This is a genomic window from Sphingomonas melonis, from assembly GCF_013409985.1.
Classification (GTDB): domain Bacteria; phylum Pseudomonadota; class Alphaproteobacteria; order Sphingomonadales; family Sphingomonadaceae; genus Sphingomonas; species Sphingomonas melonis_A.
Genome location: NZ_JACCBY010000001.1, coordinates 738397 through 764038 on the forward strand (window position 1 = coordinate 738397; position 25642 = coordinate 764038).

Below are 25642 nucleotides of genomic sequence, written 5' to 3' on the forward strand. Positions count from 1 at the left end.
TAAATGGACAAGTTGGTCTATACGGCGGCGACCGGGCTGCGTGCGCACATGCAGGCGCAGGCCGCGATCGCCAACAACATGGCGAACGCGTCCACCACCGGCTTCCGCGCCGACCGCGTCGTCTTCGACCGGATCGAGATGAAGGGCGGCGGCGCGCAGTTCGAGGCGCGCATGCCGACCAGCGAAGAGGTGACCGATGCCGATCGCGCGCCCGGTGCGATCCAGTCGACCGGCCGCGCGCTTGACGTCGCGATCACCGGCAACACCGACTGGCTGGCGGTGCAGGCGGGCGACGGCAGCGAGGCGTACACCCGCCGCGGCGATCTGGAGATCGCGCCGTCTGGCGTGCTCCAGACCGGCGACGGCTTCATCGTCCAGGGACAGGCGGGGCCGATCACGGTGCCGCCGCACGACAGCCTGACGATCTCCGCCGACGGCACGATCAGCATCGTGCCGCAGGGCGGCGACGTGCGGAACCCGCAGGTGCTCGACCGGCTCAAGCTGGTCGACACCAAGGGGACGGCGACGCTGAAGGGGCTCGACAACCTGCTCCGCGTCAAGGGCGGCGGCACCTTGCCCGCCAACCTCGACGCCAAGGTGCAGGGCGGCGCGCTCGAAGGCTCCAACGTCAACATGACGCAGGCGCTGGTCGACATGATCGAGAACCAGCGCAGTTACGAGGTTCAGGCCAACCTCATGAAATCGGCCAAGGATATGGACGAGAGCAGCACCTCCGTGATGCGCCTCCCGAGTTAAGGAACGAACACGATGTCCTCCTCCGCCATGCACATCGCGCGCACCGGGCTCGACGCCCAGGATACGCGCATGCGGGTCATCTCGAACAACCTCGCCAACGTCAACACGACGGGGTTCAAGAAGGATCGCGCCGCGTTCGAGACGCTCGCCTATCAGACGATCACCGCGCCCGGCGCGGCATCGACCGCCGAGACGAAATATGCGACCGGCCTCAACCTCGGCACCGGCGTGCGCATCCAGGGCACCGCCCGGATCGACACGCAGGGTTCGCTGACCCAGACCGGCAACAGCTTCGACATGGCGCTCGACGGCGACGGCTATTTCCAGGTGCAGCTGCCCGGCGGCAACCTCGGCTATACCCGCGCCGGCAATTTCAACCGGTCGCCCGAAGGCCTGCTCGTCACCTCGGAAGGCTATCAGGTGATGCCCGGCATCACCGTGCCGACCAACGCCACCTCGGTGTCGATCGGCACCGACGGCACCGTCACCGCGCAGGTTCCCGGCCAGGCCGAGGGCACCAACATCGGCCAGATCCAGGTCGCGAGCTTCCCCAACCCGACCGGCCTGCAATCGACCGGCGACAATTACCTCAAGGAAACCGCCTCGTCTGGCGCCGCCAACCTCGGCGTCGCCGGCCAGGATGGCCGCGGCAACATCCGCCAGGGCAGCCTCGAGGCGTCGAACGTCAACGTCGTCGAGGAACTCGTCGACATGATCGAGACGCAGCGCGCCTATGAGGTGAATTCGAAGATGATCTCGTCGTCCGACGAGATGCTCAAGTACGTGAACCAGAACCTGTGATGCCGTCCGTTTCCCGTGCCTGGCGCGCCGGTGCCGGCCATTGGGCCGAACTCGCGCTCGCCACGGCGTGGTTCGCCACCGCCGCGGGCCTGCTCGTGCTCGCCGCCTTTGCGCCGGCCGCTGCCAATGCCAGCATCTTCAAGAAAAAGCCGGCAGAGGACTTCACCGTTGCGCGCGCCCCCGTCGCGCCCGCACCGGCGCCCGCCAACGGTTCGATCTTCCAGGCGAGCGATGGCTATGCCGCGCTGTACGAGGGCTGGCGCGCGCGCCGCGTCGGCGATCCGCTGACCATCGTGCTGGTCGAGCGTACCGCCGCGTCCAAGTCGTCGGGTTCCAAGCTCGACTCCAAGGGCTCGGGCAGCATCACGCCGCCGAGCACCGGACCGCTCAAGCTGTTCAACTCGACCGACGTCACCGCCAGCGGCAGCCGCGGCTTCGACGGCCAGGGCCAGGCCGATCAGGCGAACTCGCTGTCGGGCGAGGTTTCGGTGACCGTCGCCGAGGTCTATCCCAACGGCACGATGCTGGTGCAGGGGCAGAAGCGCGTCACGCTCAACCGCGGCGACGAATTCCTGCAGATCAAGGGCATCGTCCGCAGCGCCGATATCGGCGCGGACAATCGCATCCTGTCGACCCGCGTCGCCGATGCGCAGATCGCCTACACCGGCAAGGGCGATGTCGCCCGCGCCGGCCGGCAGGGCTGGCTCAGCCGCTTCTTCTCCGTCGTCAGCCCGTTCTGACGCCCCGCAACCGCCTGTCGCGCAGAGTGTCCGCCATGATCCGTCTCCTCCTTGCCTCGCTGCTCGCGACCCTCGCCTGCGCCGCGCCCGCCTCCGCGGACCGGATCAAGGACCTCGGCGGGTTCCAGGGCATCCGCTCGAACCAGCTCACCGGCTATGGCGTGGTGGTCGGTCTGCCCGGCACCGGCGACGACAATCTCGAATATACCGTCCAGTCGCTGAAGGCCGTCGCCTCGCGCTTTGGCCTGCAGCTGCCGCCGGGCGCCAATCCGGGCATGAAGAACGCCGCGGTGGTGATGATCACCGCCGAGCTGCCGCCCTTCGCCAAGCCCGGCCAGCGGCTCGACATCACCGTCGCGTCGATGGGCAAGGCGAAGAGCCTGCGCGGCGGCAGCCTGGTGCTGACCCCGCTGCTCGGTGCCGACAACCAGATCTATGCGATGGCGCAGGGCAATCTCGCGGTCGGCGGCCTCGGTGCCGAGGGCGCGGATGGTTCGAAGATCGTCGTCAACGTGCCCTCGACCGGCCGCATTCCCGAAGGCGCCACCGTCGAGCGCGCCGTCGCCACCGGCTTCGACTCGTCGCCGATGCTCACCTTCAACCTCGCCCGCTCCGATTTCACCACCGCGCAGAACGTCGCCCAGGCGATCAATGCCAAGCTCGGCTTCGGCACCGCGCAGGCGGTCGACGGCGTGTCGGTGGCGGTGCGCGCGCCGCAGGGCGCCGACGTTCGCGCCACGCTGATGTCGACGATCGAGAACCTCGACGTCACCTCCGCCGAGCCGTCCGCAAAAGTAATTGTAAATGCGCGCACCGGAACGGTCGTTATCAATTCTGCGGTCAGGGTGGGTCCTGCCGCGGTGACGCACGGCAAGCTGACCGTGCGCATCGACGAGAACCAGCGGATCAGCCAGCCGGCGCCGTTCAGCCAGGGTCAGACCGCGTTGGAGAAGAAGTCCAACGTGTCGATCGAAGAGGAGAAGAAGCCGATGTTCCTCATCAACCCCGGCCCGAAGCTCGCGGACATCGTCAAGGCGGTGAACGCCATCGGTGCCTCGCCCGCCGATCTCGTCGCGATCCTCGAGGCGCTCAAGGAAGCCGGCAGCCTGAAGGCGGAGCTGATCGTGCTATGACGACGCTCGGCAGCACCCCCGTCGCCGCCACCGGCGGCATCTCGACCGATACGTCGCGGCTCAAGTCCGCCGACAACCTGAAGAAGGCGGGCGAGAAGTTCGAGGCGGTGTTCACCGGCATGATGCTCAAGAGCATGCGTCAGGCGAAGCTCGCCGATCCGCTGTTCGATTCGAAGGCGCTCGATACCTTCACCGAGATGCAGGATGCGCGTGTCGCCCAGTCGATGGCAGAGACGACGCCGCTCGGCATCGGCAAGGCGATGACCGCGTTCCTCGCCAAGTCGCAATCCGATCTTAATGATTCTGCTGCAGAATCTCCGAAATGAGCGATTTGCTGTCGATCGGCGCTTCGGGCGTCCGCGCATACCAGACTGCGCTGTCCACGGTGGGCGAGAATATCGCCAACGTGAACTCGCCGGGCTATACCCGCCGGACGGTGAACATCGCCGAGGTGTCCGGCGGCAGCGGCTCGACCAATCCCTATGGCGCCGGCGGCGGCATCGTCCTGACCGGCATCAACCGCGCGTCCGACGTCTATGCCAGCGCGGCGCTGCGCGCCTCGACCAGTGATCTCGCCCGCACCACCAAGGGTGCGGAATGGCTGGACCGCATCCAGGGTGCGCTGACCGGCAATGCGCTGACCTCGCGCGTCACCTCGTTCTTCGCCTCGGCGCAGAGCCTTGCTGCCGAACCCAATTCAACCGCGCTGCGCACCGGCATGATGAGCGCCGCCGCCTCCGCCGGCATCGCCTTCACCGCGACCGGCAAGGCATTCGACCAGGTCGATGCCGATATCGACAGCGCCGGCAACCAGGCGGCGCAGGACCTTACGTCGCTGGGCGGATCGCTGACCAAGATCAACGAGAGCCTCAGCCGGGCGCAGATCGGCAGCACCGCCGCCGCGCAGCTGATGGACCAGCGCGACAACATCCTGTCGCAGATGAGCGGCATCGCCGACATCACCAGCCGGACCGACGCGATCGGTCGTGCGACGGTGAGTTTCGCAGGCTCGCCCGGCCCGGCCTTCGTGCAGGGCGTGACCAGCGGCACCGTCTCCTATGACCGCGACAGCGCCGGCCGCGTTGCCTTTTCGGTGACGGTGGGCGCGGTCCAGAACCAGATCGCGGCAACCGGCGGCACCGTCGCCGGCATCACCGATGGCGCCGAGCGTGTCACGGCGATCCGCCAGGAACTCGACGCCGTTGCCAAGACCTTCGTCGGTGCGGTCAACGACAATCAGACCGCCGGCCTCGACCAGAATGGTGCGCCGGGCACCGCGATGTTCACCATCGGCGACAAGCCGACCGATGTCAGCGTCTCGGCGCTGTTTACCTCGGGCAGCCAGATCGCCGCCGGCAAGATCGCCGCCGCGCAGGGTGGTGGCGTGCGGGACTCGTCCAACCTCACCGCGCTGGAGGCGACGCGGGTCAGCAAGGGCTTCGAAAGCTCGCTGACCGCGCTCGTCACCGGCAATGCCACGGCCTACAAGCAGAAGAACACGATTGCCGATGCGCAGTCGGCGATCCGTGACGGTGCGGCCACTGCGCTGTCCGCCGCGACCGGTGTCAACCTCGATGCCGAAGCGGTCGATCTGATGCGCTTCCAGCAGGCCTATGCCGCGTCCGGCCGTGTGATCCAGGTCGCGCGCGAGACGATGCAGACCATCCTCGATATCCGCTAGGGCGCGCCATGCAGATCTCCACCAGCCTTTTCTACAGCAACGCGACCGCCCGCTTCTCGAAGATGAACGAGCGGGCGTCGGAGCTGCAGATGCAGATTTCGACGGGCAAGAAGATCCTGCGGCCGTCGGACGATCCCGCCGCGTCGCAGCAGCTGGCGGAATTCGACCGCAAGGACGCCGATGCGGCGGTCTACGGCGCCAACATCACGCTCGCCGGCTCGCTGCTCGATCAGGCGGATGGCGTGCTCAGCCAGATCGCCACCCAGCTCACCCGCGCGACCGAACTGGCGACGCAGGCGGCGAACGGCACGCAGACCGACGCGACGCGCAAGATCATCGCGACCGAACTCAACTCGATCGTCGGCTCGCTCGTCGGCCTCGCCAATACCAAGAACGTCCGCGGTCAGCCGCTGTTCGGCTCGGCGTCGGGCGGCCTTGCGGTGGTCGACAACAAGGACGGCACCTTCACCTTCCCGCCCGACGTGCAGGTGTCCGAAGTGCCGATCGCCGACGGCCAGAGCGTGCAGGCGACCGAGAGCGCCAAGCGCATCTTCTCGCTCGCCGGTGGCAACGACAACACGCTGGCGATGTTGAGCAAGCTCGCCACCGCGCTCGACGGCGGCGGTGATGTCTCGGCGACCACGAGCAGTTCGCTCGACCAGCTCACCCAGGCGGTCAATCAGGTCGCTGACGTCTCGGCCTCGGTCGGCGCCCGCGGCGCGCGCGTCGATCTGCAACAGCAGCTGCTGGTCACCGCCAACACCGATCGCAGCGAATTGCGCGGCAAGCTCGAACAGGTCGACATGACCGATGCCGTCGTCCAGCTTCAGCAGATGATGACCGCGCTGTCCGCCTCGCAGGCCAGCTTCAGCAAGCTCTCCAGCCTCTCGCTGTTCGACTATCTGAAGTAAGCGCGCGCCTCCGGCGACCGGACCTTCCTCATCCCGGCCCATGCCGGGACGCGCAGGATGGGTGTCGCCGCGCCGCGCCGCCGTTCCGGCAAAAGCGGTATCCGGCATGTGTCGGGAGAGCGGCGTTCGTGGTCGATCGGACGATCGGCCAAACAAACTCACCTTCGCGGTAACCACTTATCTAGGAAGTGCAGTTAATCCCGGGGTATCGGATTGCCGGCCGGGCCGGCGCAACGGGGGTTTCCCACAGTGTTTCCTGCCATCGGTCTCGTCGTCCTTCTCGCCATGGTGTTCGGCGGCTTCGCCATCACTGGCGGCGCGCTCGGCCCGGTCATGGAGGCGATCCCGCACGAGATGCTGATTATCGGCGGCGCCGCTGCCGGCGCGCTGATCATCGGCAATTCGGGCACCGAGCTCAAGGCGATGGGCGGCGGCCTCGCCAAGGTGTTCAAGGGCCCCAAGTACAAGAAGCAGGATTATCTCGACGTCATCTTCCTCGTCAGCAAGCTGATGAAGATGCTGCGCATGGACGGCCCGATCGCGCTCGAGCCGCATGTCGAGGATCCCAAGTCGTCGGCGGTGTTCAGCGAATATCCGCGCCTGCTCGCCGACCATACGCTGGTCAACCTCATCGCCGATACGTTGCGCCTCGTCGTCGTCTCGTCGGGCACGCTCGACGTGCACGCGGTCGAGGAGGTGATGGATCATTCGATCAAGACGCATCACCACGAGGTCGAGGGGCCGCACACCACGCTCACCAGCCTCGCCGATTCGCTGCCCGCGCTCGGCATCGTCGCGGCGGTGCTGGGCATCGTGAAGACGATGGGCTCGATCGACAAGCCGCCGACCGTGCTCGGCGGCATGATCGGCTCGGCGCTCGTCGGCACGTTCATGGGCGTGCTGCTGGCCTATGGCATCGTGTCGCCGCTCGCCGGCCGGCTCAAGCAGGTGCTCGACGCGGATGCGGCGATCTACATGGTCGTCAAGCAGATCATCATCGCCTCGCTCCACGGCCACCCGCAGCCGCTGGTGATCGAGGCGGCGCGGTCCGGCATCGCCCACAAGAACCAGCCCGGCTTCGCCGAGGTGTTCGACGGTCTGCGGGGCAAGTAAGCGATGGCCCGCGCCGCGCCGCACGGCAACAACCAGCCGCCCAAGATCATCATCGTCAAGAAGATCATCGACGGCGGCCACGGCGGCCATCACGGCGGCGCGTGGAAGGTCGCCTATGCCGATTTCGTGACCGCGATGATGGCGTTCTTCCTGCTGCTGTGGCTGCTCGGCGCGACGACCGAGAAGCAGCGCAAGGGTATCGCCGACTATTTCGCGCCGACGCTGCTCGACAAGAAGATGACCGGGCTCGGCGGCAACGGCGTGCTCGGCGGCGAGTCGATCCTCAGCAACAACAAGCTCGGGCCGCGCGCGGCGTCGGCGCCGATCGCGTCGATCGGCATCCCGATGAGCATGTCGGGCGGGCAGAAGAGCGGGACCGGCAACAAGGGCTCGCTGCGCAACCCGGCGGCGATGCAGCTCGACAAGCAGGCGTTCCAGGCGATCAAGGACCAGCTCGAAAAGCAGATCAAGGCATCGCCGCGACTGGCGAAGATGGCAGAGCACATCCGCTTCGTGCCGACCCAGGACGGGCTGCGGATCGATCTGGTCGACAATGCCGATTATTCGATGTTCGCGCTGGGTACGACCGCGCTCGATCCCAAGGCGTCGGAGCTGATCGGGATGATCGCCGGCACGATCGCCGGCACGCCCAACACGATCATGATCCGCGGCCACACCGACAGCGTACCGTACGGCGACCCGCGTGCGATGAACAACTGGATGCTCTCGTCCGGCCGGGCGGAGGCGACGCGGCGGCGGCTGGCGCTCGGCGGCATCCCGGAATCGCGCTTCGAGCGGATCGAGGGCGTGGCGGATCGCGAGCCGATCATCACCAGCGATCCCGGCGATCCGCGCAACCGCCGCGTCGCCATCACGCTGCTCTACCGGCAGGGCACGTTCGGCCAGTGACCGACAGGCGGTGCGTCGCAGGACGCGCTGCCCGACACCAAAACGGCGCGCTACGGAAGGGTCCGTCGCGCGCCGCTCGTTCGCCTGACGGCGGGCTGCGATCAGGCCTCGACGGCCTCGGCGGGCTTGCGACCGCGACGTGCGGGGGCGCCGGTCTCGCCGCCCTCTGCCTTGCGCGCACCGGGCTTGCGGCCGAGGCCGATCTTCTTCGCCATCGCACGGCGGCTTTCCGAATAATTCTCGGCGACCATGGGATAATCGGCCTTCAGGCCATAGCGTTCGCGATATTCGGCGGGCGTCATGCCATGCGTCGCGAGATGGCGGCGCAAGGTCTTGTACGGCTTGCCGTCGATCATCGAGATGATGTGATCCTTCGACGCCAGCGACTTTCGCGGCGACACGGCGGGCGTATATTCGGTGGCGGGCTGCGCTTCCGGTGCCGCGCCGTTGGCGCCAAGCAGTGCCGAGACGGTGTCGTGCATCTTTCCGAGAAAGGCCGGAACCTCATCGGCGGAAGTACGGGTGTTGGGGTTGCCGAGCCAAGCAATCGTGAGTTCGGTTGCTAGTTCAACGGCGTTCAGATCGGTGGTTTCATCAGTCATAGTTTGCTCCTTTGACCGAGGCCAGCCGTACGCGCGGGAAACCATGCGTCAAGCGGATGATCAGCAGAGATCAGCGTTTTCCGACCCAAAAAGACCCTCACGTTATTCAGATTCCTGCGTCATACTCCAACACTGGCCGCAGACCGGCGACGCGGAGGATATGTTGAGGCACGAGTTGAAGTTCACGACGGCGCTGGCGGCGGCCGTGCTGGCGGCCGGTTGCGGCAAGTCGCGCGACGATGCGGATGGCTGGGTGGCGCAGACCGATACGGCGGTCTGCACCGACCGCAGCGGCAATCGCGTTGCCGACAACCAGTGCGCGCGCCACACCCAGGCCGGCGGCGTCAGCCCGTTCCTGTGGTACTTCCTCGCGCGCAATGCGGTGATCCCGCCATATGGCGAGCGCGTGCGCGGCGGCTCGTATGCGCGGATGCCGGGCCGGGGATATGGCTTCGCACCGGCGACGACGCAGGTGACGCGCGCCGGCGCGATCAGCCGCGGCGGCTTCGGCGCCTCGGCACGCAGCTTCGGCGGCGGCCGCTCGTGATCCGCACGTCGCTGACGCCGCGTGCCGACTGGCAGGCGAAGGTCGAGGCCGACGGGCTGATCTGGCACACCGCCGATGGCCGGCCCTATTGGGACGAATCCGTCTGCTACCGCTTCTCCGCCACGCAGATCGCCGAGATCGAGAGCGCGACAGCCGAACTCTATCGCCTGTTCTTGGCCGCGGGCGAGGCGATCGTCGCCGACACGCGGCTACTCGACCGGTTCGGCATTCCGCGCGCCCTGCACCAGCCGATCCGCGACGCGTGGGAGGCGGAGCCGCCGGCGCTCAACCTTGGCCGCTTCGACCTCGGCTATGATGGCGCGTCGCCGCCGAAGCTGTTCGAGTTCAATTGCGATACGCCGACCTCGCTGCTTGAGGCGGCGGTGATCCAGTGGCAGTGGAAGGAGGACTGCTTCCCGCAGGCGGACCAGTTCACCAGCCTGCACGAGCGGCTGGTGGCGAAGTGGCACGACCTGGCCGCCTGTCTGCCGCCGCGCGTCCAGTTCGCGCATGCCGCCGACAACGCGGGCGAGGACGGCGTCACCACCGCCTATCTGCGCGACACCGCGGCGGCGGCTGGGATCGATACGGCGGCGATGCTGGTCGAGACGATCGGCTGGGACGAAGAGCGCCGCCGCTTCGTCGATGCGGACGCCGCGCCGATCGACGCGATCTTCAAGCTCTACCCGTGGGAGTGGCTGGCCAACGAGGCGTTCGCCGACGTGCTGGTCGAGGATCTGGCGCGGGGCGGGACGATCTGGCTCGAGCCGGTGTGGAAGATGATCTGGAGCAACAAGGGCGTGCTCGCGGTGCTGTGGGAGCTGTTCCCCGGCCACCCCAATCTGTTGCCGGCCGGCTTCGACATCCCCGAAGGCGATGCGGTGGCCAAGCCGCTGCTGTCGCGTGAGGGCGCCAACGTCTCGATCCGTCGCGCCGGGCGGATCGTCGCCGAGGCGCCGGGCGATTATGGCGACGAAGGCTATGTCTATCAGGCGATCTATCGCCTGCCCGAGCCGGCGCCGGGCTGCTTCCCGGTGATCGGCAGCTGGGTGGTCGACGGCGAACCCGCCGGGATGGGCATCCGCGAGGACGGGCTGATCACCGGCAACACCGCGCGCTTCGTGCCGCATATCGTGGCGGACTAAGCCCCTTCCTGCGCCTCCAGTCTGATGCCGGGCGGCGGCGCTCATAACCGCCGCGCGCCCGCTGCGCGCACCGCTGCGATCGTCGGATAGCCGTTGACCGCCATCAGCAGGTCGGCCTCGGCGAGGATGCAGCGCAGCACATGCGCGCAACCGGCAGCGCCGTCGAGCGCCAGGCCGTAGCTGTAGGGGCGGCCGATACCGACCGCGGCTGCGCCGAGCGCCAGCGCCTTGACCACGTCGGTCCCGGAGCGGATGCCGGAGTCGAACAGCACCGGCGTCGATCCCGCCGCGGCGACGACATCGGGCAGCAGATCGATCGCGGCGATGCCGCCGTTCGCCTGACGCCCGCCGTGGTTCGAGCAATAGATGGCGTCGGCGCCGCCGTCGATCGCGCGGCGCGCGTCGTCGGGGTGGCAGATGCCCTTGAGGATCAGCGGCAGCCGGGTTAGCGACCGCAGCCAGGGCAGGTCGGCCCAGGTCAGCACCTTGCCGAACACGCCGACCCATTGGCGGATCGCGGCGGCGGGGTCCTGTTCGGGCGGCACGGCGAGCATCGCGCGGAAGACCGGATCGCTGAAATAATTGGTGAGCACCGCGCCGCGCAATTGCGGGAAATTGCCGGTGTTGAGATCGCGCGGACGCCAGCCGGTGACCCAGGTGTCGAGCGTCACGACGATCCCCTTGTAGCCCGCCGCCTCGGCCCGAGCGACGAGGCTGGCGGCGAGGTCGGGGTCCTTCGGCGTGTAGAGCTGGAAGAAGCCGGGCGTCGCGCCGCTCGCCGCCGCCACCGCCTCCAGTGGGTCGTTGGACAGGGTGGACGCGATCAGCGGCACGCCTGTCTCCGCTGAGGCGCGGGCGGCGGCAAGGTCGCCGTGGCCGTCGGGCGTGCAGAGGCCGGTGACGCCGATCGGCGCCATGAACACCGGGCCGGGCAGGGTGAGGCCGAACAGATCGACCGACAGGTCGCGCGTGCTGCAATCGACCATCATCCGCGGCGTCAGGCCCCAGTGGCGGAACGCCTCGGCATTGGTCTGCTGGGTGTGTTCGTCGCCGCAGCCACCCTGGACATAATCGCGCACCGATGGCGGCAGCGCGGCGAGCGCGCGGGGTTCGAGCGTGGCGAAATCGACCGGCACCGCGGGGACCACCCCGGCAAGGCCGGCACCGTAGATCGCATTCTGATAGTCGCCGTAATGGGACATGGCCTGCCTCGCTGATGCGTCTCGGCGCAGAAGAGGATTCACGCGAAGGCGCGACGACGCGAAGGGGGTGCGCGGCGGCGATGTGCCGCCTTCATCACGCGGAAGGAGGCTGCGCCGCGCGCGGCCTCTTCGCGCCTTCGCGTCGTCGCGCGATCATCGTCACTCCCGATAGGACGGATCGCGCCGGTCGAGCTTGCGGAGCAGCGCGGGCCAGGCGAGGCCGCGGGCGAGCATCGCCATGCCGGGGCCGGTCGATTGCTGCTCGACCTTCTCCGCGACGCTCTGATTGGGCGTGTTGAGGTTGGCGCGTCCCGCGCTGAGCATCAGGATCTGCGCCTCGCAGGCGCGTTCGAGGAAGTACATCCGCAGGAACGCCTCGGCGACGCTGGCGCCGACGGTGAGCGTGCCGTGGTTGCGCAGGATCATCGTGTGACGCGTGCCGAGGTCGGCGACCAGCCGCGCGCGTTCGTCCAGCTCGGTCGCGATCCCCTCGAAGTCGTGATAGGCGACGTCGTGGCCGGCGATCATCGCGGTCTGGGTGTGCGGCAGCAGCCCCTCCGCCATCGCCGACACCGCCTGGCCGTGCGGCGTGTGGAGATGGAGCACCGCCATGGCATCCTCGCGCGCGCCGTGGATCGCCGAATGGATGACAAAGCCGGCGCGGTTGACCGGCGCCTCGCTCGCCGAAACGGTGTTGCCGTCGCCGTCGATCGTGACCAGCGACGAGGCGGTGATCTCCTCGAACATCATGTCGTAGGGGTTGATGAGGAAATGGTGCTCTGGCCCCGGCACCCGCGCCGACAGATGGGTGAAGATCAGATCGTCCCAGCCGTAGAGCGCCACCAGCCGATAGGCGGCGGCGAGATCGACGCGCACCGCCCATTCCTCGGCGCTGACCGAGTCGCGCAAGCTGGGCGCAGGGCGTGCGGGGGCGCGCAGACGGGTGGCCATGGCAAATCCTCTCTCTCGCTATCGTTGATCGCGAGGATGACAGGAAATGCCGCGGCGGCAAGCCACCCGGGTCCGAAGCACCGGCCGACACCGGCGGTATCCATGATGCAAGGGCCCCTGTCTCGACGGCGGCAATCTTGAAGTTACGCCATGGCCGGTGCCATCGGCTTCGATCCCGAGAAGCGGGTGCAGACGCTGGATGAGCGCGGGCTGGATGTCCTCGACGCCGCCCGCGTGTTCGACTTCGAGGATCGGCGGGTCGATTATCCGGAGGCGCGGTGGTCGACGATCGGATTTTCGGACGAGCGGATGGTCGTGGTGATCTGTACCGGGAGCAAGGGCGGCCGTCGCGTCCGATCGATGAGGAAGGCGAATGAGCGAGAACAAGCCAGATTCCGCCGCAGTCTCGCTTAATTCGGCCGACGACGCGCTGTTTCGGTCCGAACGGCATCGTGCGCGGCCGCCCGTAGCTGCGCGATCGTGCCAAGCAGCAGGTGATGCTGCGGCTCGACTCCGATGTGATTGAGCGCTTCCGCGCCGATGGGACGGGGTGGCAGGGGCGGATGAACGCGGTGCGGCGGAAGGCGGCGGGGCTTTACGGGTAGTGCTGCCGGGCGTGGAGCACGGCGAGCACTTCGATCGCATGGATCGCGACACGATAGACGAGAATGTAGTTGGGGTGGACGATCGCCTCGCGCGTGCCGGCGATGCGGCCGGGGCGGTGGATATAAGGATGGTCGGGCAGGCGGTCTGTGGCGTGTTGAATTAGCGCCTCCAGCCGGTCGGCAGCAGCGACGTTGCGTTCAGCGATGTAATCGAGAATGTCGAGAAGGTCGGTAGCCGCATCGTCGGTCCAGACGACGGCAAGCGTCATTTTGCGCGATGCCGATCGATGATCCTGCGCGCCTCTGCCATCACCTGATCGTGCGGAATGCGGGGGGCGGTGGACGCCATCGCCTTTTGGACCTTGGCGCGGAACCAAGCGTCGTAGGCGGCGGCCTCTTCGGTGGTCGCGAATTCCGACTCGATGGGGGTTAGGTCGACCATTAGCCACAATACCGCGTCAGGCGATCCAGGAAAAGTCAGGCGCTCCGCGATAAGCGGTGCCAATGCTCCGAAATGCCTTTTTAAGGACGCCCTTCAAAGTGCGCTCCGACGCTTGGCGCATGCACGATAGCTCAAGTAGTTGACGTAATAAGATTTAGATAGGACCTTACCTTTGGCGAAAAGGCAATGGGGGCCGTTGTGGCTTTAGATCGTGTTCATTTGCGAAAGCTGCTCTATCTTTTTCTGCTATCGGAGAAGCGTCGGCTTTCAGAAATCCGAAGCGATGCTCTTCAGACAATGGAGCGTCGCGATGAGGGGCCTAGCCCAGGCGCCGACTTTCACGCGCCGTTTTGGCGGGATGCAAAGATTCACGCGGCGGGCTTGGATGATCTTCACACATTAACTTCTCAGACGATGGCTAAGGGAAAGTTCCGAAAACGCCTTTACCCGCTTCTTCGTGACGGTTTTTTGCTTTGGTGGAATGAGAAGCGCCGTTGGATCAACGAGCCTATCGAGTCTTTGCCAAAATCAATAAAATCGACATTTGGTTTTGCTGAAATAGAGGGTGTCGTTAAAGTTGAAAACTTGTTATCTCTAAAAATAGGCGATGACCGATTTAGATACGTATATCCATATTTTTGTGAAAAGCCGCCGATGGATGCTGAAACAGCAAGATTGGGCCTTTGGCTTATGAGTGAGGCTCTGCCGGATCTGCCTTTGGCAGAAATGCGGATTCTAGACGTTCTAAGAGGCGAGGCTTACTCTCCAGACATATATCCGCTCATTGGTAACGAAGAAGAGGTATTTGCTCTCCGATACCGTCGTATTTTGCGTGAGTGGCGCAATCAGATGACTTGAGCCCGATAAGCTGTGTGCTTTCAGCGCCTACATTGATGCCTCCCCGCCACGCGCCTTCAACAACGGCGCGAGATACTTGCCCGTGAAGCTGCGCGGTTCCTTCGCCACCACTTCGGGCGTGCCGACCGCGACGATCTCGCCGCCCTTGACGCCGCCTTCCGGCCCCAGATCGACCACCCAGTCGGCGGTCTTGATGACGTCGAGATTGTGCTCGATCACCACCACCGTATTGCCCTGCTCGACCAGAGCATGGAGCACTTCGAGCAATTTGCGCACGTCCTCAAAATGCAGGCCGGTGGTCGGCTCGTCGAGGATGTACAAGGTGTTGCCGGTCGCGCGGCGGGCGAGTTCCTTGGCGAGCTTGACGCGCTGCGCCTCGCCGCCCGACAGCGTCGTCGCCTGCTGGCCGACCTTGACGTAGCCGAGGCCGACCTCGACCAGCATCTCCATCTTGTCGCGGATCGGCGGCACCGCCTTGAAGAATTCGGCGGCATCCTCGACCGTCATGTCGAGCACGTCGGCGATGCTCTTGCCCTTGAACTTCACCTCCAGCGTCTCGCGATTGTAGCGCGCGCCGTGGCAGACGTCGCAGGTGACGTAGACATCGGGGAGGAAGTGCATCTCGATCTTGAGCACGCCGTCGCCCTGGCACGCCTCGCAGCGGCCGCCCTTGACGTTGAAGCTGAACCGGCCGGGCTTGTAGCCGCGCGCCTGGCTCTCGGGCAGGCCGGCGAACCAGTCGCGGATCTGCGTGAAGCTGCCCGTATAAGTCGCCGGGTTCGAGCGCGGGGTGCGGCCGATCGGCGACTGGTCGATGTCGATCACCTTGTCGAGATGCTGGAGGCCGCTGACCTTGTCGTGCTTGCCGGCGAGGATGCGCGCGCCGTTGAGCGCACGCGCCGCGGCGGCATAAAGCGTGTCGATCGTGAAGCTCGACTTGCCCGAGCCCGACACGCCGGTGATGCAGGTGAAGGTGCCGAGCGGGATGCTCGCGGTGACGCCGGTGAGGTTGTTGGCGCGCGCATTGTGGACGGTGAGCTGCTTGCCGTTGCCCTTGCGGCGCTTGGCCGGCACCGGGACCTGGCGCGTGCCGTTGAGGTAGTCGGCGGTGATGCTCGTCTTGCTCTTGAGGATCTGCTTGAGCGTGCCCTGGGCCACGATCTGGCCGCCGTGGACGCCGGCGCCCGGCCCCATGTCGATGACGTAATCGGCGGTGCGGATCGCATCCTCGTCATGCTCGACCACCAGCACGGTGTTGCCGAGGTCGCGCAGGCGGCGCAGCGTCGCGAGCAGCATGTCATTGTCGCGCTGATGCAGGCCGATCGAGGGTTCGTCGAGCACGTAGAGCACGCCCGACAGGCCGCTGCCGATCTGGCTGGCGAGGCGGATACGCTGGCTCTCGCCGCCCGACAGCGTGCCGCTGGTACGATCAAGGTTGAGATAGTCGAGGCCGACGTTGTTGAGGAAGCCCAAGCGCTCGACGATCTCCTTCAGGATGCGCTCGGCGATCGCGCGCTGCTGGTCGCCGAGATGGTTGGGCAGGTCGCTGAAGAAGGCGAGCGCGTCGACTACGGACAGGTGCGTGGCATAGGCGATGTCCTTCATCGCCACCTTGACCGCCAGCGCCTCGGGCTTGAGGCGCGCGCCGTGGCAGACCTCGCACGGGCGCGAGCTCTGGTATTTGGACAATTCCTCACGCATCCACGCGCTCTCGGTCTGGAGCAGGCGGCGGTTGAGGTTGCCGATGACGCCCTCGAACGGCTTCTTGACGTCATAGGCCTTCTTGCCGTCGACGAAGGTCAGCGTGACCGGCTTGCCCTTGCTGCCGTGCAGGATGAGTGCGTGGATCGCCTCGGGCAAATCGGCCCAGGGCGTGTCGAGGTTGAAGTCGAATTCGCGCGCGAGCGACCCCAGCACCTGCATGTAATAGGGGCTGGGCGGGTTGGACTTGGCCCAGGGGACGACCGCGCCCTTCTTGATGCTGAGCCCGTGGTTGGGGACGACGAGATCCTCGTCGAACAGCAGTTTCTCGCCGAGCCCGTCGCAGGCCGGGCAGGCGCCCTGCGGCGCGTTGAACGAGAACAGCCGCGGCTCGATCTCGGCGATGGTGAAGCCGCTGATCGGGCAGGCGAACTTCTCGGAGAAGACGATGCGGCCAGGAGGCGCGTTGTCGCCGAGCACTTCCGACTTCGGCGTATGCGGTTCGACGGGGTCGGCGGGATCGACATAGGCGAGGCCGTCGGCAAGCTTCAGCGCGGTCTCGAAACTCTCGGCGAGGCGCGTCGCGGCATCGCCGCGCACGACGAGCCGGTCGACGACGATCTCGATGTCGTGCTTGAGTTTCTTGTCGAGCGCGGGCGCCTCGTCGATCTCGTGGATCTGGCCGTCGATGCGGACGCGGGTGAAGCCCGCCTTCTGCCATTCGGCGAGTTCCTTGCGATACTCGCCCTTGCGGCCGCGCACGACGGGGGCGAGCAGATAGAGCCGCGTGCCCTCGGGCAGCGCGAGGACGCGGTCGACCATCTGGCTGACGGTCTGCGCGGCGATCGGCTCGCCGGTCGCCGGGCTGTAGGGGATGCCAACGCGCGCCCAGAGCAGGCGCATGTAATCGTAGATCTCGGTGACGGTCGCCACCGTCGAGCGCGGGTTGCGGCTGGTCGTCTTCTGCTCGATCGAGATCGCCGGCGACAGGCCCTCGATATGATCGACGTCGGGCTTCTGCATCAGCTCGAGGAACTGGCGTGCATAGGCGGAGAGCGACTCGACGTAGCGGCGCTGGCCCTCGGCATAGATGGTGTCAAAGGCGAGGCTCGACTTGCCCGAACCCGACAGGCCGGTGATCACCGTCAGCGTATCGCGGGGGATGTCGACGTCGACGTCCTTGAGGTTGTGCTCGCGCGCGCCGCGGACGGTGATTTTGGTCAGCATGTGGCGGGTTCTACTTCTGTTCTGTTCGGGAGGCTAGTGCGAGAGGTAGGAACGCGCGGGACGCTTCGCCAGCACCACGTTGAAACACCGATCATGTGTCTTATCTCGACCACACACGGACAGCGAGCGAGAGAGGCCGCGGCATGGGCAAGAAGACGAAGACGAAAAAGCCAAAGACGGCGAAGCTCCCCAAGGCCGTGCTGGGCATCCGCCTGCCCAAGGAGGTGCGCGAGGCCGGCGGCGCGCTGATCGAGAAGGCGAACAGCCCGCAGGGTCGCGAGATGCTCGCGGCCGGGCTGACGATGGCCGCCGCCGCCGCGACCGCTGCCGTGGCAAAGGGGCGGGCGAGCCGCGAGCAGGCGGCGGACTCGCCGGCGCGGGCGTCGGCGCCGGGAGCAGACCAGCACGCCGCCAAGCCGCCCCAGGGCACGCAGACCCAGCCCGACCCGCAGGCGATCGTCGACGTAGTCGGCAAGGCGGCGGAGGCGATGCTCGGCCGCCTGTTCGGGGGAAAGGCGGCGTAGGGGCGACGTGGTCCGTCGGCAGGCGTGGTTGCAGGTGGGCGTCAGGCTGTAGCCCGGGCGCCGTTCGCGCCCGCGGAAGGTAACGCCGCCGGAGTGGCGGCGTTACGGGGCATCAGCCCGCGGCCCTGTCGCTGGCGCCGGGCAGGCGCTGCTTCAGCGCGGTGACCACGGCGCGCTGCGGCCAGACCACGCGCGCCGGGCGGTCGAGATCCGGGCGCAGGTCGTTGGCCGCGTCCCATTCGGCGAAGCGGAACTGCTCGATCTGGCCGGTCATCATCTGCGTCTCGGTGACCAGCTTGCGTGCGGCGGCCGATTCCTCTTCGGCGACGGCGGCATTCTGCTGGGTGACGCTGTCCAGTTCGGCCACCGCGGAGGTGATCTGCTGCAAGGCGAGCGATTGCTGTTCGATGTTCTCGGCGATGTTGACGCTGAGCGTCGCGACGCTGCCGACGCGATCGATCAGCCGGCCCAATGCGCCCTCGACATTGCCCACCGAACGGACGCTCAGCCCGATCTGCTCGGACGAGCGGCCGATCCGCCGCTTGACGTCCATTGCCGCCTCTGCCGAGCGCCCGGCGAGCGCGCGCACCTCCTGCGCCACCACCGCGAAGCCCTTGCCCGCCTCGCCGGCGCGCGCCGCCTCGACGCCGGCGTTGAGCGCGAGCAGGTTGGTCTGGAAGGCGATGCGGTCGATCACGAGCAGGATCTCGGCGATCTCGTTGGAGAATTCCTCCAGACGATGAATCGCCGTCATCGCTTCCTTGAGCAGGTTGCCCGATTGTTCGGCATCGAGATGGGCATCCTTGATGACCTTGCGCACCTCGACGGCGTTGCTGGCGGAGTCGTTCAGCGCGCCGCTGAGCTGCTGGAGCGCACCCGCCGTCTCTTCGAGGCTCGCCGCCTGCCGCTCGGTGCGGTCGGACAGGTCGTTGGAGGATTGCAGCAATTCCTCTGCGCCGGCGGCAATGTCGGTAGCGCTGCGCCGCACCGTTGCCAGCGCGGTACCCAGCGCCTCGGCGGCGTGATTGAAGTCGCTCTTCAGTTTGGAAAAGTCGCCGACCAGCGCTGCGTCGATCCGTGCGGTGAGGTCACCGCCGGCGAGCTTGTGCAGCCCGCTGCCGATGTTGCGGACGATCAGCCGCGCCTGTTCGCGACGGATCATTTCGGTAAGCGCGCCGACCGCGACCGCCAGCAGGCTGAGGAAGATCACCGCGACGAGCAGCGTCCGGTTCGCCGCGCGCTGGGCGACGGCGGCGGTGTGGCGCAGCGCGGCCACCTCTGCATTCATCGTATCGATCTGCGCATCGGCGACCTTCGACGCGGCGCGTTCCGCCGGACGCACGGCCTTGCGCAGGTGGTTCAGCGCCGCCTCGCGATTGCCGGCATTCGCCTGCGCGGCGACTTCGCCGAGTGCGGCGATGACCGTGTGCGAGAGGCGGAAATAGTCCTCCGGCAGGATGTGGCGCGCCTTGGTGTCTTCGAGGTGGCGCAGCATCTCGCGCATCTGCGCGGAGCGATCGTCGAACTTCTTGACGATGATTGCCCGCTCGGCCGGATCGGTTTCGGTGATTAGGTTGAGCGCGTCGCGTTGCAGCGACCGGCTGACGGAACGGACTTCCGCCACGGCGAGGACGCGCTCCTGCGCCTCCAGCGCCGCGACGTTGGCGGCTTCGACCGCACGATCCTCGCGGTACGTCACCCCGGCCAGCAGCCAGAGCAACAGGATCGCACCGACGAGCGGCGCAAGGACGCGGATGTTGAAGCGACGGAGCGGCAAGTGTCTATCCTCTATGTCGGCGAGGCGCACACCTGCCGGGTCAGATTATAGAAGAGACGTAACGTCCGCGCGGTGCAAGAGGCAAAATTATCCGCTACATCTATGTTGAAATGCAAGTCATTGTCATATTTATCTGGAGTAAGTGTTTAAAATTACTCTTCGTCACATAACTTACCTTTTTGACTGGCTCGGCAAATAACGGAATTGCCATTGTAATTTATCTGAAACATTACCGCCAGCGTAGGACAAGGCCGTCGGAGCTGTGCGTGGCATCGCGGATCGTGCGCCGTGTCCGCGTGCAGCCGTCAGTGGACCGTGCGGGAGCGGCGTGGCTATAGCGTCGCAGGACGCCGGGATGGGGCGGGCGAAGGGGACGGGCGATGAGAGTGATGTTCGGGGCGGCGGCGTTGGCGATCGTCGGGGCGCAGGGGGCCGCCGCGCAGGCGCCGGTCTCGGCGCCGGCGGTGCTGGCGCAGCAGGCGCAGGATCCGGGCGCGCGGGCGGGTACGCATTATGACGTCGCCTTCCCCAATGCGGTGCATCACGAGGCGCAGGTCACCGCGACCTTCACGCGGGTGCCGGCCGGGCCGCTGCGGGTGCGGATGGCGCGGTCGTCGCCAGGGCGCTATGCGATCCATGAATTCGCCAAGAACGTCTATGCGGTGTCGGCGAAGGACGGCAGGGGCCGCCCGCTGCAGGTGATCCGCAGCGATCCCTATGGCTGGACCGTCGCCGGGCATGACGGCACCGTCGTCGTCACCTACACCCTGTTCGGCGACTGGGGCGACGGCAACTATGCGCAGATCGACACCAGCCACGCGCATCTCAACATGCCCGCGACCTTCCTGTGGGCGGAAGGCTATGACGATCAGCCGATCCGCGTGCGTTTCCGGCCGTTCGATCCGGCCTGGCGGATCGCCACGCAGCTGCCGGCCGCTAAGGACGGCAACACCTTCTGGGCGCCCAATCTACAGTATTTCATGGACAGCCCGACCGAGATCAGCAGCTTCGCGCTGCGCGAATGGCCGATCACCGACGGGCTCGGCAAACGCTATGTCATACGGCTGGCGGTGCATCACGCCGGCACCGACGCCGATGTCGATGCCTATGCCGCCAAGGTGAAGCGGGTGATCGCGCAGCATTATGCGCTGTTCGGCCAGGCGCCGCGCTATGACTATGGCACCTATACGTTCATCGCCGACTATCTGCCGCAGATCACCGGCGACGGTATGGAGCACCGCAACTCGACGGTCATCACCGACAAGCGCGGGCTGGCCGAGGCGGATTTCGCGCAGCTCAACACGCTGAGCCACGAGTTCGTGCACAGCTGGAACGTCGAGCGGCTGCGGCCGGCGGAGCTGGAGCCGTTCGACTTCACCCGCGCCAATCCGACGCCGAGCCTGTGGTTCGCGGAGGGCTTCACGCAATATTACGGGCCGCTGCTGATCCGCCGCGCCGGCGAGATGAGCGTCGACGACTTCCTGCGGGGGCTGGGCGGCACGCTGAGCGGCGTCGTCAACAGCCCGGCGCGGCGCTATGGCGGGCCGGAGGAGATGAGCCTGCGCGCGCCCTTCGTCGATGCCGCCAAGGCGATCGACCAGGTCAATCCCAACATCTTCATATCCTATTACCCCTATGGCGCGATGGTGGCGCTCGCGCTCGATCTGCAATTGCGCCAGCGCTATCCGGACCTGTCGCTCGATTCCTATATGCGGCACCTGTGGACGACGCGCGGCGACGCCGAACGCCCCTATACGCCCGCCGATCTGGAACAGGGGCTGGCCGAGGTGACGCGCGACCCCGCCTTCGCCAAGGCCTTCTTCGACGGCAGCGTGCATGCGAGCGGCCTGCCCGATTATGCGCCGCTGCTGCGCCAGGCGGGGCTGGTCATGCGGCCGGTGAATGCCAAGCGTGGCTGGTCGGGGCTGACCGGCACTGCGGGGGAGGGCGGCAGCGTTGTCGTCGCGCAATCGCCGCGGCCGGATGCCCCCGCTTATGCCGCGGGGCTGGAGCGCGGCGACGTGATCCTGGCGGTCGACGGCAAACCGGTGGCCGATCCGACGGCATTGCAGGCGGCGCTCGACGCGCATGCGCCGGGGGATAGGATCGCGGTGCGCTGTGTCGCGCGCGGCGTGCAGCGCGATGCAACGCTGCGCCTGGCGGTCGACCCGTCGTTCGAGGTGGTGCGTGGCGAGACGGCGGGCGTGACGGTGACGCCGGCGCAGATGGCGTTCCGGACGGCTTGGTTGGGGAAATAGGCTCGCGGCGGCGCTGTTCCCGGCGGTGTTGCGCGGTTGTCTCGGTGGGTCCGCGGCAGCTCTGCTTCTCTGCGCGCAATGGATTCACGCGAAGACGCGAAGCCGCGAAGAGGAAGGTGCGGGGGCTGTCGCCGGGGCGCCGGGGAGCTTGATTCATTGGCGGATGATCTTCGCGCCCCGGCATCCGCTTCTTCGCGCCTTTGCGTCTTCGCGTGAATATTATTGCTTCTTTTCAACGCACTGCGACGGGTCTGCAAAACACCGCAGCGGAAACCGATATTGTAACGGAACATTGCTGCGGGACGGCGGTATTGACGGGATCGAGCCCGGAGTTGCCGCATGACCCACGCCCGCCATCCCGCCCGGTGGCCCCATATCCTTGCCGTGATCATCGGCGCGGTCGGGGCGATCAATCTGGTCGGGGGCGTGTGGCTGGCGACGTTGCACGGCAGCCTGTTCTACGGCGTCGCCGGGCTGGCGATGCTGGCGACCGCGGCGTTGCTGTGGCGGCGGCATGCGGCGGCGCTGCACGTGTTCGCGGCGCTGGTGCTCGGCACGGTGATCTGGGCCTGGGTGGAGATCGGCGCGGACTGGTGGCCACTGGTGCCGCGCGGCGACCTGATCTTCATCTTCGGTGCGCTGCTGGCGCTGCCATGGACGGTGAAGCGGCTGGTGCCGCGGACCTCGTGGGCGCGTGCGGCGGGGCCGCTGAGCGTCGCGCTGGCGGCGGCCGCGGTATTCGGCGCGGTGTCGCTGACCCGCGACGTGCACAATCTCGACGGCACGCTGCCCGGACCGCGCAAGGCGCTCGCCGCCAACCTCCATGGCGTGCCCGACGACGATTGGCAGGCCTATGCCCGCAGCTGGTATGGCGACAAATTCTCGCCGCTGACGCAGCTGACCCCGGCGAATGTCGGCAATCTCAAGGTCGCGTGGCAGCTGCGCACCGGCGACATGAAGCGCGACGGCGATCCCGGTGAGACGACCTATGAGATGACGCCGATCAAGGTCGGCGACACCGTCTTCCTGTGCACGCCGCACAATTGGGTGATCGCGGTCGATGCCGAGACGGGCAAGGAGCGCTGGCGCTTCGATCCCAGGATCGCGACCTCGGCCAAGAACATGCAGCATCTCACCTGTCGCGGCGTGTCCTATTGGGACGGCGCGCGCAGCGGCACCGCGGTCCGGGACTGCCCGCAGCGCATCTTCCTCGCCACCAACGATAGCCGGCTGATCGCGCTCGATCCGCGCACCGGCGCCTTGTGCCGCAGCTTCGGGCAGGCGGGCACGGTCAGCCTGCTGCCGGGGCAGCCGCATTACAACCAAGGCTGGTATCAGGTCACCTCGGCACCGCTGGTCACGCGCGGGCTGGTGATCACCGGCGGCGCGGTGTTCGACAATATCGCCACCAAGGTGCCGTCCGGCGTGATCCGCGGCTATGACGCCGTCTCGGGGAAATTGGTGTGGAATTTCGATCCGGGCAATCCGGACGACACCGCGCCGCTCGGCGCGGGCAAGCAGTATACGCCGTCGTCGCCGAACAGCTGGAGTACGCCCGCCGCCGATGAGGCTCTTGGCCTCGTCTATCTGCCGATGGGGATGGGTGCGGTCGATCAATGGGGCGGGCATCGCCCGGCGACGACCGAGACATTCGCGACTTCGGTGCTGGCGCTCGACATCGCGACGGGCAAGCCGCGCTGGGTCTATCAGACGGTGCACCACGATCTGTGGGACATGGACGTGCCCGCGCAGCCGGCGCTGGTCGACCTCGACCTGCCCGGACGCGGCCGGGTGCCGGCGCTGGTCCAGTCGACCAAGACCGGCAATCTGTTCGTGCTCGACCGGCGCACCGGCCAACCGGTCTTCCCGGCGCCCGAGAAGCCGGTGCCGGGCGGCGCCGCGCCGGGCGACCACACCGCGCCGACGCAGCCCTTCTCCGCCATCTCGCTGATGCCCGCCCCGGCGCACGAGAAGGACATGTGGGGCATGACGATGATCGACCAATTATGGTGTCGCATCCGCTTCAAGTCGCTCGACTATCACGGCGCCTATACGCCGCCGTCGCTGCGCGGATCGCTCGTCTTCCCGGGCAATTTCGGGGTGATGGACTGGGGTGGCCTGTCGATCGATCCGATTCGCCAGGTGATCTTCGCGCATCCCAATTACGTCGCCTTCGTCGACCGGCTGGTGCCGCGCGCCGAGGATACTGACGGCGAGCAGGGACCGGCGGGCGGATCGGACCGGCACGGATCGCAGGAACAGGGCTATAACCCCAACACCGGCGCGCCCTTCGCGGTCGACATGAACCCGTTCCTGTCGTTCGCCGGCCTGCCGTGCCAGCAGCCGCCCTGGGGCTATGTCGCCGGCATCGACCTGACCACGGGCAAGACGGTGTGGGAGCATAAGAACGGGACGATCCGCGACGAGACGATCCTGCCGATGCCGTTCAAGATGGGCGTGCCGTCGCTCGGCGGGCCGATCACCACCGCGGGCGGGGTCGCGTTCATGGCGGCGGCGATCGACAATTACGTGCGGGCCTATGACACGCGTACCGGCAAGGTGCTGTGGCGCGCCCGGCTGCCCGCCGGGGGGCAGGCGACGCCAATGTCCTATCGGTCGGCGGCGAGCGGACGGCAGTTCGTCGTGGTGGTCGCGGGCGGGCACGGCTCGCTCGGCACCAAGCTGGGCGATCACGTCATCGCTTATGCGCTGCCCAAATAACCGTCGGGGGGCGGCCCGAACACTCGGGTTGCCCTTCGTGGCGGCGCGGGGTACACAGGGGGTTATGGCGTGGCCGCTCCGGTAAGGGGCGGCCCTATTTGTTTCCGACCCAAAAGTTCCGACGGAGTTCACCCGTGGCCCAGCCCCTTATGCCCCATGCGACCGCGTCCTGGATGGTCGACAATACGTCGCTGTCCTTCGACCAGATCGCCGATTTCTGTGGCCTCCACATCCTCGAGGTGCAGGCGATCGCCGATGATACCGCCGCCTCGAAGCTGACCGGGCGCGATCCCGTCCGCGCGCACGAGCTGACGCAGGAGGAGATCGACAAGGGGCAGGCCGATCCGTCCTATCGCCTCAAGATGATCAAGGGCCCCGAGCAGGTCCGCCGCACCAAGGGCCCGCGCTACACGCCGGTGTCGAAGCGGCAGGACAAGCCGGACGGCATCGCCTGGATCATCCGCAACCATCCCGAGATCACCGACGGCGCGATCAGCAACCTGATCGGCACCACCCGCACGACGATCGCGGCGATCCGCGATCGCAGCCACTGGAACATCGGCAACATCACCCCGAAGGACCCGGTGACGCTCGGCCTGACGACGCAGCGCGAACTCGACGCGGCGGTGGCCAAGGCGTCGAAGGCATCGGGCAACGAGGCCGCGCCGACCGACACGCGGCTGGAGGGCGACCGCGAGGCGCTGATCGCCAGTCTGCGCGCCGAGCGCGACGCGGCGGCGCGCGGCGTCGACGTGGCCGACCAGGACCCGGCCTCGGCCGCGGCGGCGCTGTTCCAGGACCCGTTCAAGCGCTGATCCCGGCGGGGTGAGGTTCGGAGCCTCGCTCGATCCACCCCGTCACTCCGGACGTGTTCCGGGGTCCACCGTGCCGCAAACCTGTCGTCAGAGCCTCCAGCCGCGCGCCTCGCCGCGGAGTGGACCCCGGAACAAGTCCGGGGTGACGATGGGGTTTTCGCGGGGGTGGCACGCGCGCTCTGGTCTAGGGCTCGTTCAAGCGCTGATCCTGAGGCAGAGGTTC

General features: G+C 67.0%; 25 protein-coding genes. 18 read left to right on the forward strand and 7 right to left on the reverse strand.

Annotation, left to right across the window (positions count from 1 at the left end):
• The first annotated feature begins 3 nt into the window (after positions 1-3).
• The 9 genes from HD841_RS03695 to HD841_RS03735 all read left to right on the forward strand — a co-directional run bounded on the left by HD841_RS03695 (position 4) and on the right by HD841_RS03735 (position 8044).
• Positions 4-756 (forward strand): flagellar basal body rod protein FlgF, encoded by a 753-nt coding sequence (locus tag HD841_RS03695; protein ID WP_179507512.1) that lies wholly within the window; start codon positions 4-6, stop codon positions 754-756.
• 12 nt (positions 757-768) lie between these two features.
• Positions 769-1557, forward strand: coding sequence for a flagellar basal-body rod protein FlgG (gene flgG / locus HD841_RS03700; RefSeq protein WP_179507513.1), 789 nt, complete (start codon positions 769-771; stop codon positions 1555-1557).
• Positions 1557-2297, forward strand: a complete 741-nt coding sequence (locus HD841_RS03705; RefSeq protein ID WP_179507514.1) for a flagellar basal body L-ring protein FlgH — start codon at positions 1557-1559, stop codon at positions 2295-2297. The genes flgG and HD841_RS03705 overlap by 1 nt, the downstream gene beginning before the upstream one ends.
• Positions 2298-2332: 35 nt before the next feature.
• On the forward strand, positions 2333-3430 hold the full coding sequence (locus tag HD841_RS03710) for a flagellar basal body P-ring protein FlgI (protein WP_179507515.1): 1098 nt from the start codon (positions 2333-2335) through the stop codon (positions 3428-3430).
• A complete protein-coding gene (locus tag HD841_RS03715; protein WP_179507516.1) occupies positions 3427-3756 on the forward strand; it encodes a rod-binding protein in 330 nt (109 codons plus the stop codon). Before HD841_RS03710 ends, HD841_RS03715 begins: the two co-directional genes overlap by 4 nt.
• Positions 3753-5111: a flagellar hook-associated protein FlgK gene (gene flgK / locus HD841_RS03720; protein ID WP_179507517.1), complete on the forward strand. Its 1359-nt coding sequence runs from the start codon at positions 3753-3755 to the stop codon at positions 5109-5111. Before HD841_RS03715 ends, flgK begins: the two co-directional genes overlap by 4 nt.
• An 8-nt stretch (positions 5112-5119) precedes the next feature.
• Entirely contained in the window at positions 5120-6022 is a 903-nt protein-coding gene (gene flgL, locus HD841_RS03725) for a flagellar hook-associated protein FlgL (protein ID WP_179507518.1), read from the forward strand.
• A gap of 249 nt (positions 6023-6271) precedes the next feature.
• Positions 6272-7135, forward strand: coding sequence for a flagellar motor stator protein MotA (motA, locus tag HD841_RS03730; RefSeq protein ID WP_179507519.1), 864 nt, complete (start codon positions 6272-6274; stop codon positions 7133-7135).
• A gap of 3 nt (positions 7136-7138) precedes the next feature.
• Positions 7139-8044: a flagellar motor protein MotB gene (locus tag HD841_RS03735; RefSeq protein ID WP_179507520.1), complete on the forward strand. Its 906-nt coding sequence runs from the start codon at positions 7139-7141 to the stop codon at positions 8042-8044.
• A gap of 101 nt (positions 8045-8145) precedes the next feature.
• On the opposite strand, the gene HD841_RS03740 is transcribed toward HD841_RS03735, so the two are convergent.
• Entirely contained in the window at positions 8146-8646 is a 501-nt protein-coding gene (locus tag HD841_RS03740; protein ID WP_179507521.1) for a MucR family transcriptional regulator, read from the reverse strand.
• Between the two features lie 175 nt (positions 8647-8821).
• Between HD841_RS03740 and HD841_RS03745 the strand changes: the two genes are divergently transcribed.
• Together HD841_RS03745 and HD841_RS03750 are read left to right on the forward strand one after the other, a co-directional pair.
• Positions 8822-9193 (forward strand): hypothetical protein, encoded by a 372-nt coding sequence (locus HD841_RS03745; RefSeq protein ID WP_257015197.1) that lies wholly within the window; start codon positions 8822-8824, stop codon positions 9191-9193.
• Positions 9190-10338: a glutathionylspermidine synthase family protein gene (locus HD841_RS03750; protein ID WP_179507523.1), complete on the forward strand. Its 1149-nt coding sequence runs from the start codon at positions 9190-9192 to the stop codon at positions 10336-10338. Before HD841_RS03745 ends, HD841_RS03750 begins: the two co-directional genes overlap by 4 nt.
• Positions 10339-10379: 41 nt before the next feature.
• On the opposite strand, the gene HD841_RS03755 is transcribed toward HD841_RS03750, so the two are convergent.
• Together HD841_RS03755 and HD841_RS03760 are read right to left on the reverse strand one after the other, a co-directional pair.
• On the reverse strand, positions 10380-11540 hold the full coding sequence (locus tag HD841_RS03755) for an alpha-hydroxy-acid oxidizing protein (RefSeq protein ID WP_179507524.1): 1161 nt from the start codon (positions 11538-11540) through the stop codon (positions 10380-10382).
• Between the two features lie 159 nt (positions 11541-11699).
• Positions 11700-12491: a class II aldolase/adducin family protein gene (locus HD841_RS03760; RefSeq protein ID WP_179507525.1), complete on the reverse strand. Its 792-nt coding sequence runs from the start codon at positions 12489-12491 to the stop codon at positions 11700-11702.
• Between the two features lie 150 nt (positions 12492-12641).
• Here HD841_RS03760 and HD841_RS03765 point away from each other — a divergent pair, with 150 nt between their 5' ends.
• Positions 12642-12905, forward strand: a complete 264-nt coding sequence (locus tag HD841_RS03765; protein ID WP_179507526.1) for a BrnT family toxin — start codon at positions 12642-12644, stop codon at positions 12903-12905.
• A gap of 56 nt (positions 12906-12961) precedes the next feature.
• Positions 12962-13096: a BrnA antitoxin family protein gene (locus HD841_RS20570; RefSeq protein WP_373562947.1), complete on the forward strand. Its 135-nt coding sequence runs from the start codon at positions 12962-12964 to the stop codon at positions 13094-13096.
• Here the strand turns inward: HD841_RS20570 and HD841_RS03775 are convergent.
• The gene (locus HD841_RS03775) at positions 13087-13365 is read right to left on the reverse strand and encodes a type II toxin-antitoxin system RelE/ParE family toxin (protein WP_179507527.1); all 279 of its coding nucleotides are present in this window, start codon (positions 13363-13365) and stop codon (positions 13087-13089) included. The genes HD841_RS20570 and HD841_RS03775 overlap by 10 nt on opposite strands.
• Positions 13362-13538 carry a type II toxin-antitoxin system RelB family antitoxin gene (gene relB / locus HD841_RS03780; protein WP_179508084.1) on the reverse strand — a complete coding sequence of 59 codons (177 nt, stop codon included), beginning with the start codon at positions 13536-13538 and terminating at the stop codon, positions 13362-13364. Before relB ends, HD841_RS03775 begins: the two co-directional genes overlap by 4 nt.
• 198 nt (positions 13539-13736) lie before the next feature.
• On the opposite strand from relB, the gene HD841_RS03785 reads away from it, so the two are divergent.
• A complete protein-coding gene (locus tag HD841_RS03785) occupies positions 13737-14396 on the forward strand; it encodes a hypothetical protein (RefSeq protein WP_179507528.1) in 660 nt (219 codons plus the stop codon).
• A 27-nt stretch (positions 14397-14423) separates the two neighbouring features.
• Here the strand turns inward: HD841_RS03785 and uvrA are convergent, their stop codons facing one another.
• Positions 14424-17324 (reverse strand): excinuclease ABC subunit UvrA, encoded by a 2901-nt coding sequence (gene uvrA / locus HD841_RS03790; protein WP_179507529.1) that lies wholly within the window; start codon positions 17322-17324, stop codon positions 14424-14426.
• Positions 17325-17467: 143 nt separating this feature from the next.
• Here uvrA and HD841_RS03795 point away from each other — a divergent pair, with 143 nt between their 5' ends.
• Positions 17468-17848, forward strand: a complete 381-nt coding sequence (locus HD841_RS03795; RefSeq protein ID WP_179507530.1) for a hypothetical protein — start codon at positions 17468-17470, stop codon at positions 17846-17848.
• 112 nt (positions 17849-17960) lie between these two features.
• Here HD841_RS03795 and HD841_RS03800 read toward each other — a convergent pair whose 3' ends face one another.
• Positions 17961-19625, reverse strand: coding sequence for a methyl-accepting chemotaxis protein (locus tag HD841_RS03800; RefSeq protein ID WP_179507531.1), 1665 nt, complete (start codon positions 19623-19625; stop codon positions 17961-17963).
• A gap of 380 nt (positions 19626-20005) precedes the next feature.
• Between HD841_RS03800 and HD841_RS03805 the strand changes: the two genes are divergently transcribed.
• The 3 genes from HD841_RS03805 (at position 20006) to HD841_RS03815 (ending at position 25419) form a co-directional block, all read left to right on the forward strand.
• The gene (locus tag HD841_RS03805) at positions 20006-21883 is read left to right on the forward strand and encodes a M61 family metallopeptidase (protein ID WP_179507532.1); all 1878 of its coding nucleotides are present in this window, start codon (positions 20006-20008) and stop codon (positions 21881-21883) included.
• A gap of 339 nt (positions 21884-22222) precedes the next feature.
• Positions 22223-24604 (forward strand): membrane-bound PQQ-dependent dehydrogenase, glucose/quinate/shikimate family, encoded by a 2382-nt coding sequence (locus tag HD841_RS03810; protein ID WP_179507533.1) that lies wholly within the window; start codon positions 22223-22225, stop codon positions 24602-24604.
• A 134-nt stretch (positions 24605-24738) separates the two neighbouring features.
• Positions 24739-25419 (forward strand): cell cycle transcriptional regulator TrcR, encoded by a 681-nt coding sequence (locus tag HD841_RS03815; RefSeq protein WP_179507534.1) that lies wholly within the window; start codon positions 24739-24741, stop codon positions 25417-25419.
• Positions 25420-25642 lie beyond the last annotated feature (223 nt).

Coding starts and splice junctions, on each gene's coding strand:
- HD841_RS03795 (WP_179507530.1), top strand. CDS start 17,468: ATGGGCAAGAAGACGAAGACGAAAAAGCCAAAGACGGCGAAGCTCCCC.
- HD841_RS03710 (WP_179507515.1), top strand. CDS start 2,333: ATGATCCGTCTCCTCCTTGCCTCGCTGCTCGCGACCCTCGCCTGCGCC.
- uvrA (WP_179507529.1), bottom strand. CDS start 17,324: ATGCTGACCAAAATCACCGTCCGCGGCGCGCGCGAGCACAACCTCAAG.
- HD841_RS03810 (WP_179507533.1), top strand. CDS start 22,223: ATGACCCACGCCCGCCATCCCGCCCGGTGGCCCCATATCCTTGCCGTG.
- relB (WP_179508084.1), bottom strand. CDS start 13,538: ATGGTCGACCTAACCCCCATCGAGTCGGAATTCGCGACCACCGAAGAG.
- HD841_RS03705 (WP_179507514.1), top strand. CDS start 1,557: ATGCCGTCCGTTTCCCGTGCCTGGCGCGCCGGTGCCGGCCATTGGGCC.
- HD841_RS03775 (WP_179507527.1), bottom strand. CDS start 13,365: ATGACGCTTGCCGTCGTCTGGACCGACGATGCGGCTACCGACCTTCTC.
- HD841_RS03740 (WP_179507521.1), bottom strand. CDS start 8,646: ATGACTGATGAAACCACCGATCTGAACGCCGTTGAACTAGCAACCGAA.
- flgL (WP_179507518.1), top strand. CDS start 5,120: ATGCAGATCTCCACCAGCCTTTTCTACAGCAACGCGACCGCCCGCTTC.
- HD841_RS03715 (WP_179507516.1), top strand. CDS start 3,427: ATGACGACGCTCGGCAGCACCCCCGTCGCCGCCACCGGCGGCATCTCG.
- HD841_RS03765 (WP_179507526.1), top strand. CDS start 12,642: ATGGCCGGTGCCATCGGCTTCGATCCCGAGAAGCGGGTGCAGACGCTG.
- HD841_RS03760 (WP_179507525.1), bottom strand. CDS start 12,491: ATGGCCACCCGTCTGCGCGCCCCCGCACGCCCTGCGCCCAGCTTGCGC.
- HD841_RS03695 (WP_179507512.1), top strand. CDS start 4: ATGGACAAGTTGGTCTATACGGCGGCGACCGGGCTGCGTGCGCACATG.
- HD841_RS03805 (WP_179507532.1), top strand. CDS start 20,006: ATGAGAGTGATGTTCGGGGCGGCGGCGTTGGCGATCGTCGGGGCGCAG.
- HD841_RS03735 (WP_179507520.1), top strand. CDS start 7,139: ATGGCCCGCGCCGCGCCGCACGGCAACAACCAGCCGCCCAAGATCATC.
- HD841_RS03755 (WP_179507524.1), bottom strand. CDS start 11,540: ATGTCCCATTACGGCGACTATCAGAATGCGATCTACGGTGCCGGCCTT.
- flgG (WP_179507513.1), top strand. CDS start 769: ATGTCCTCCTCCGCCATGCACATCGCGCGCACCGGGCTCGACGCCCAG.
- flgK (WP_179507517.1), top strand. CDS start 3,753: ATGAGCGATTTGCTGTCGATCGGCGCTTCGGGCGTCCGCGCATACCAG.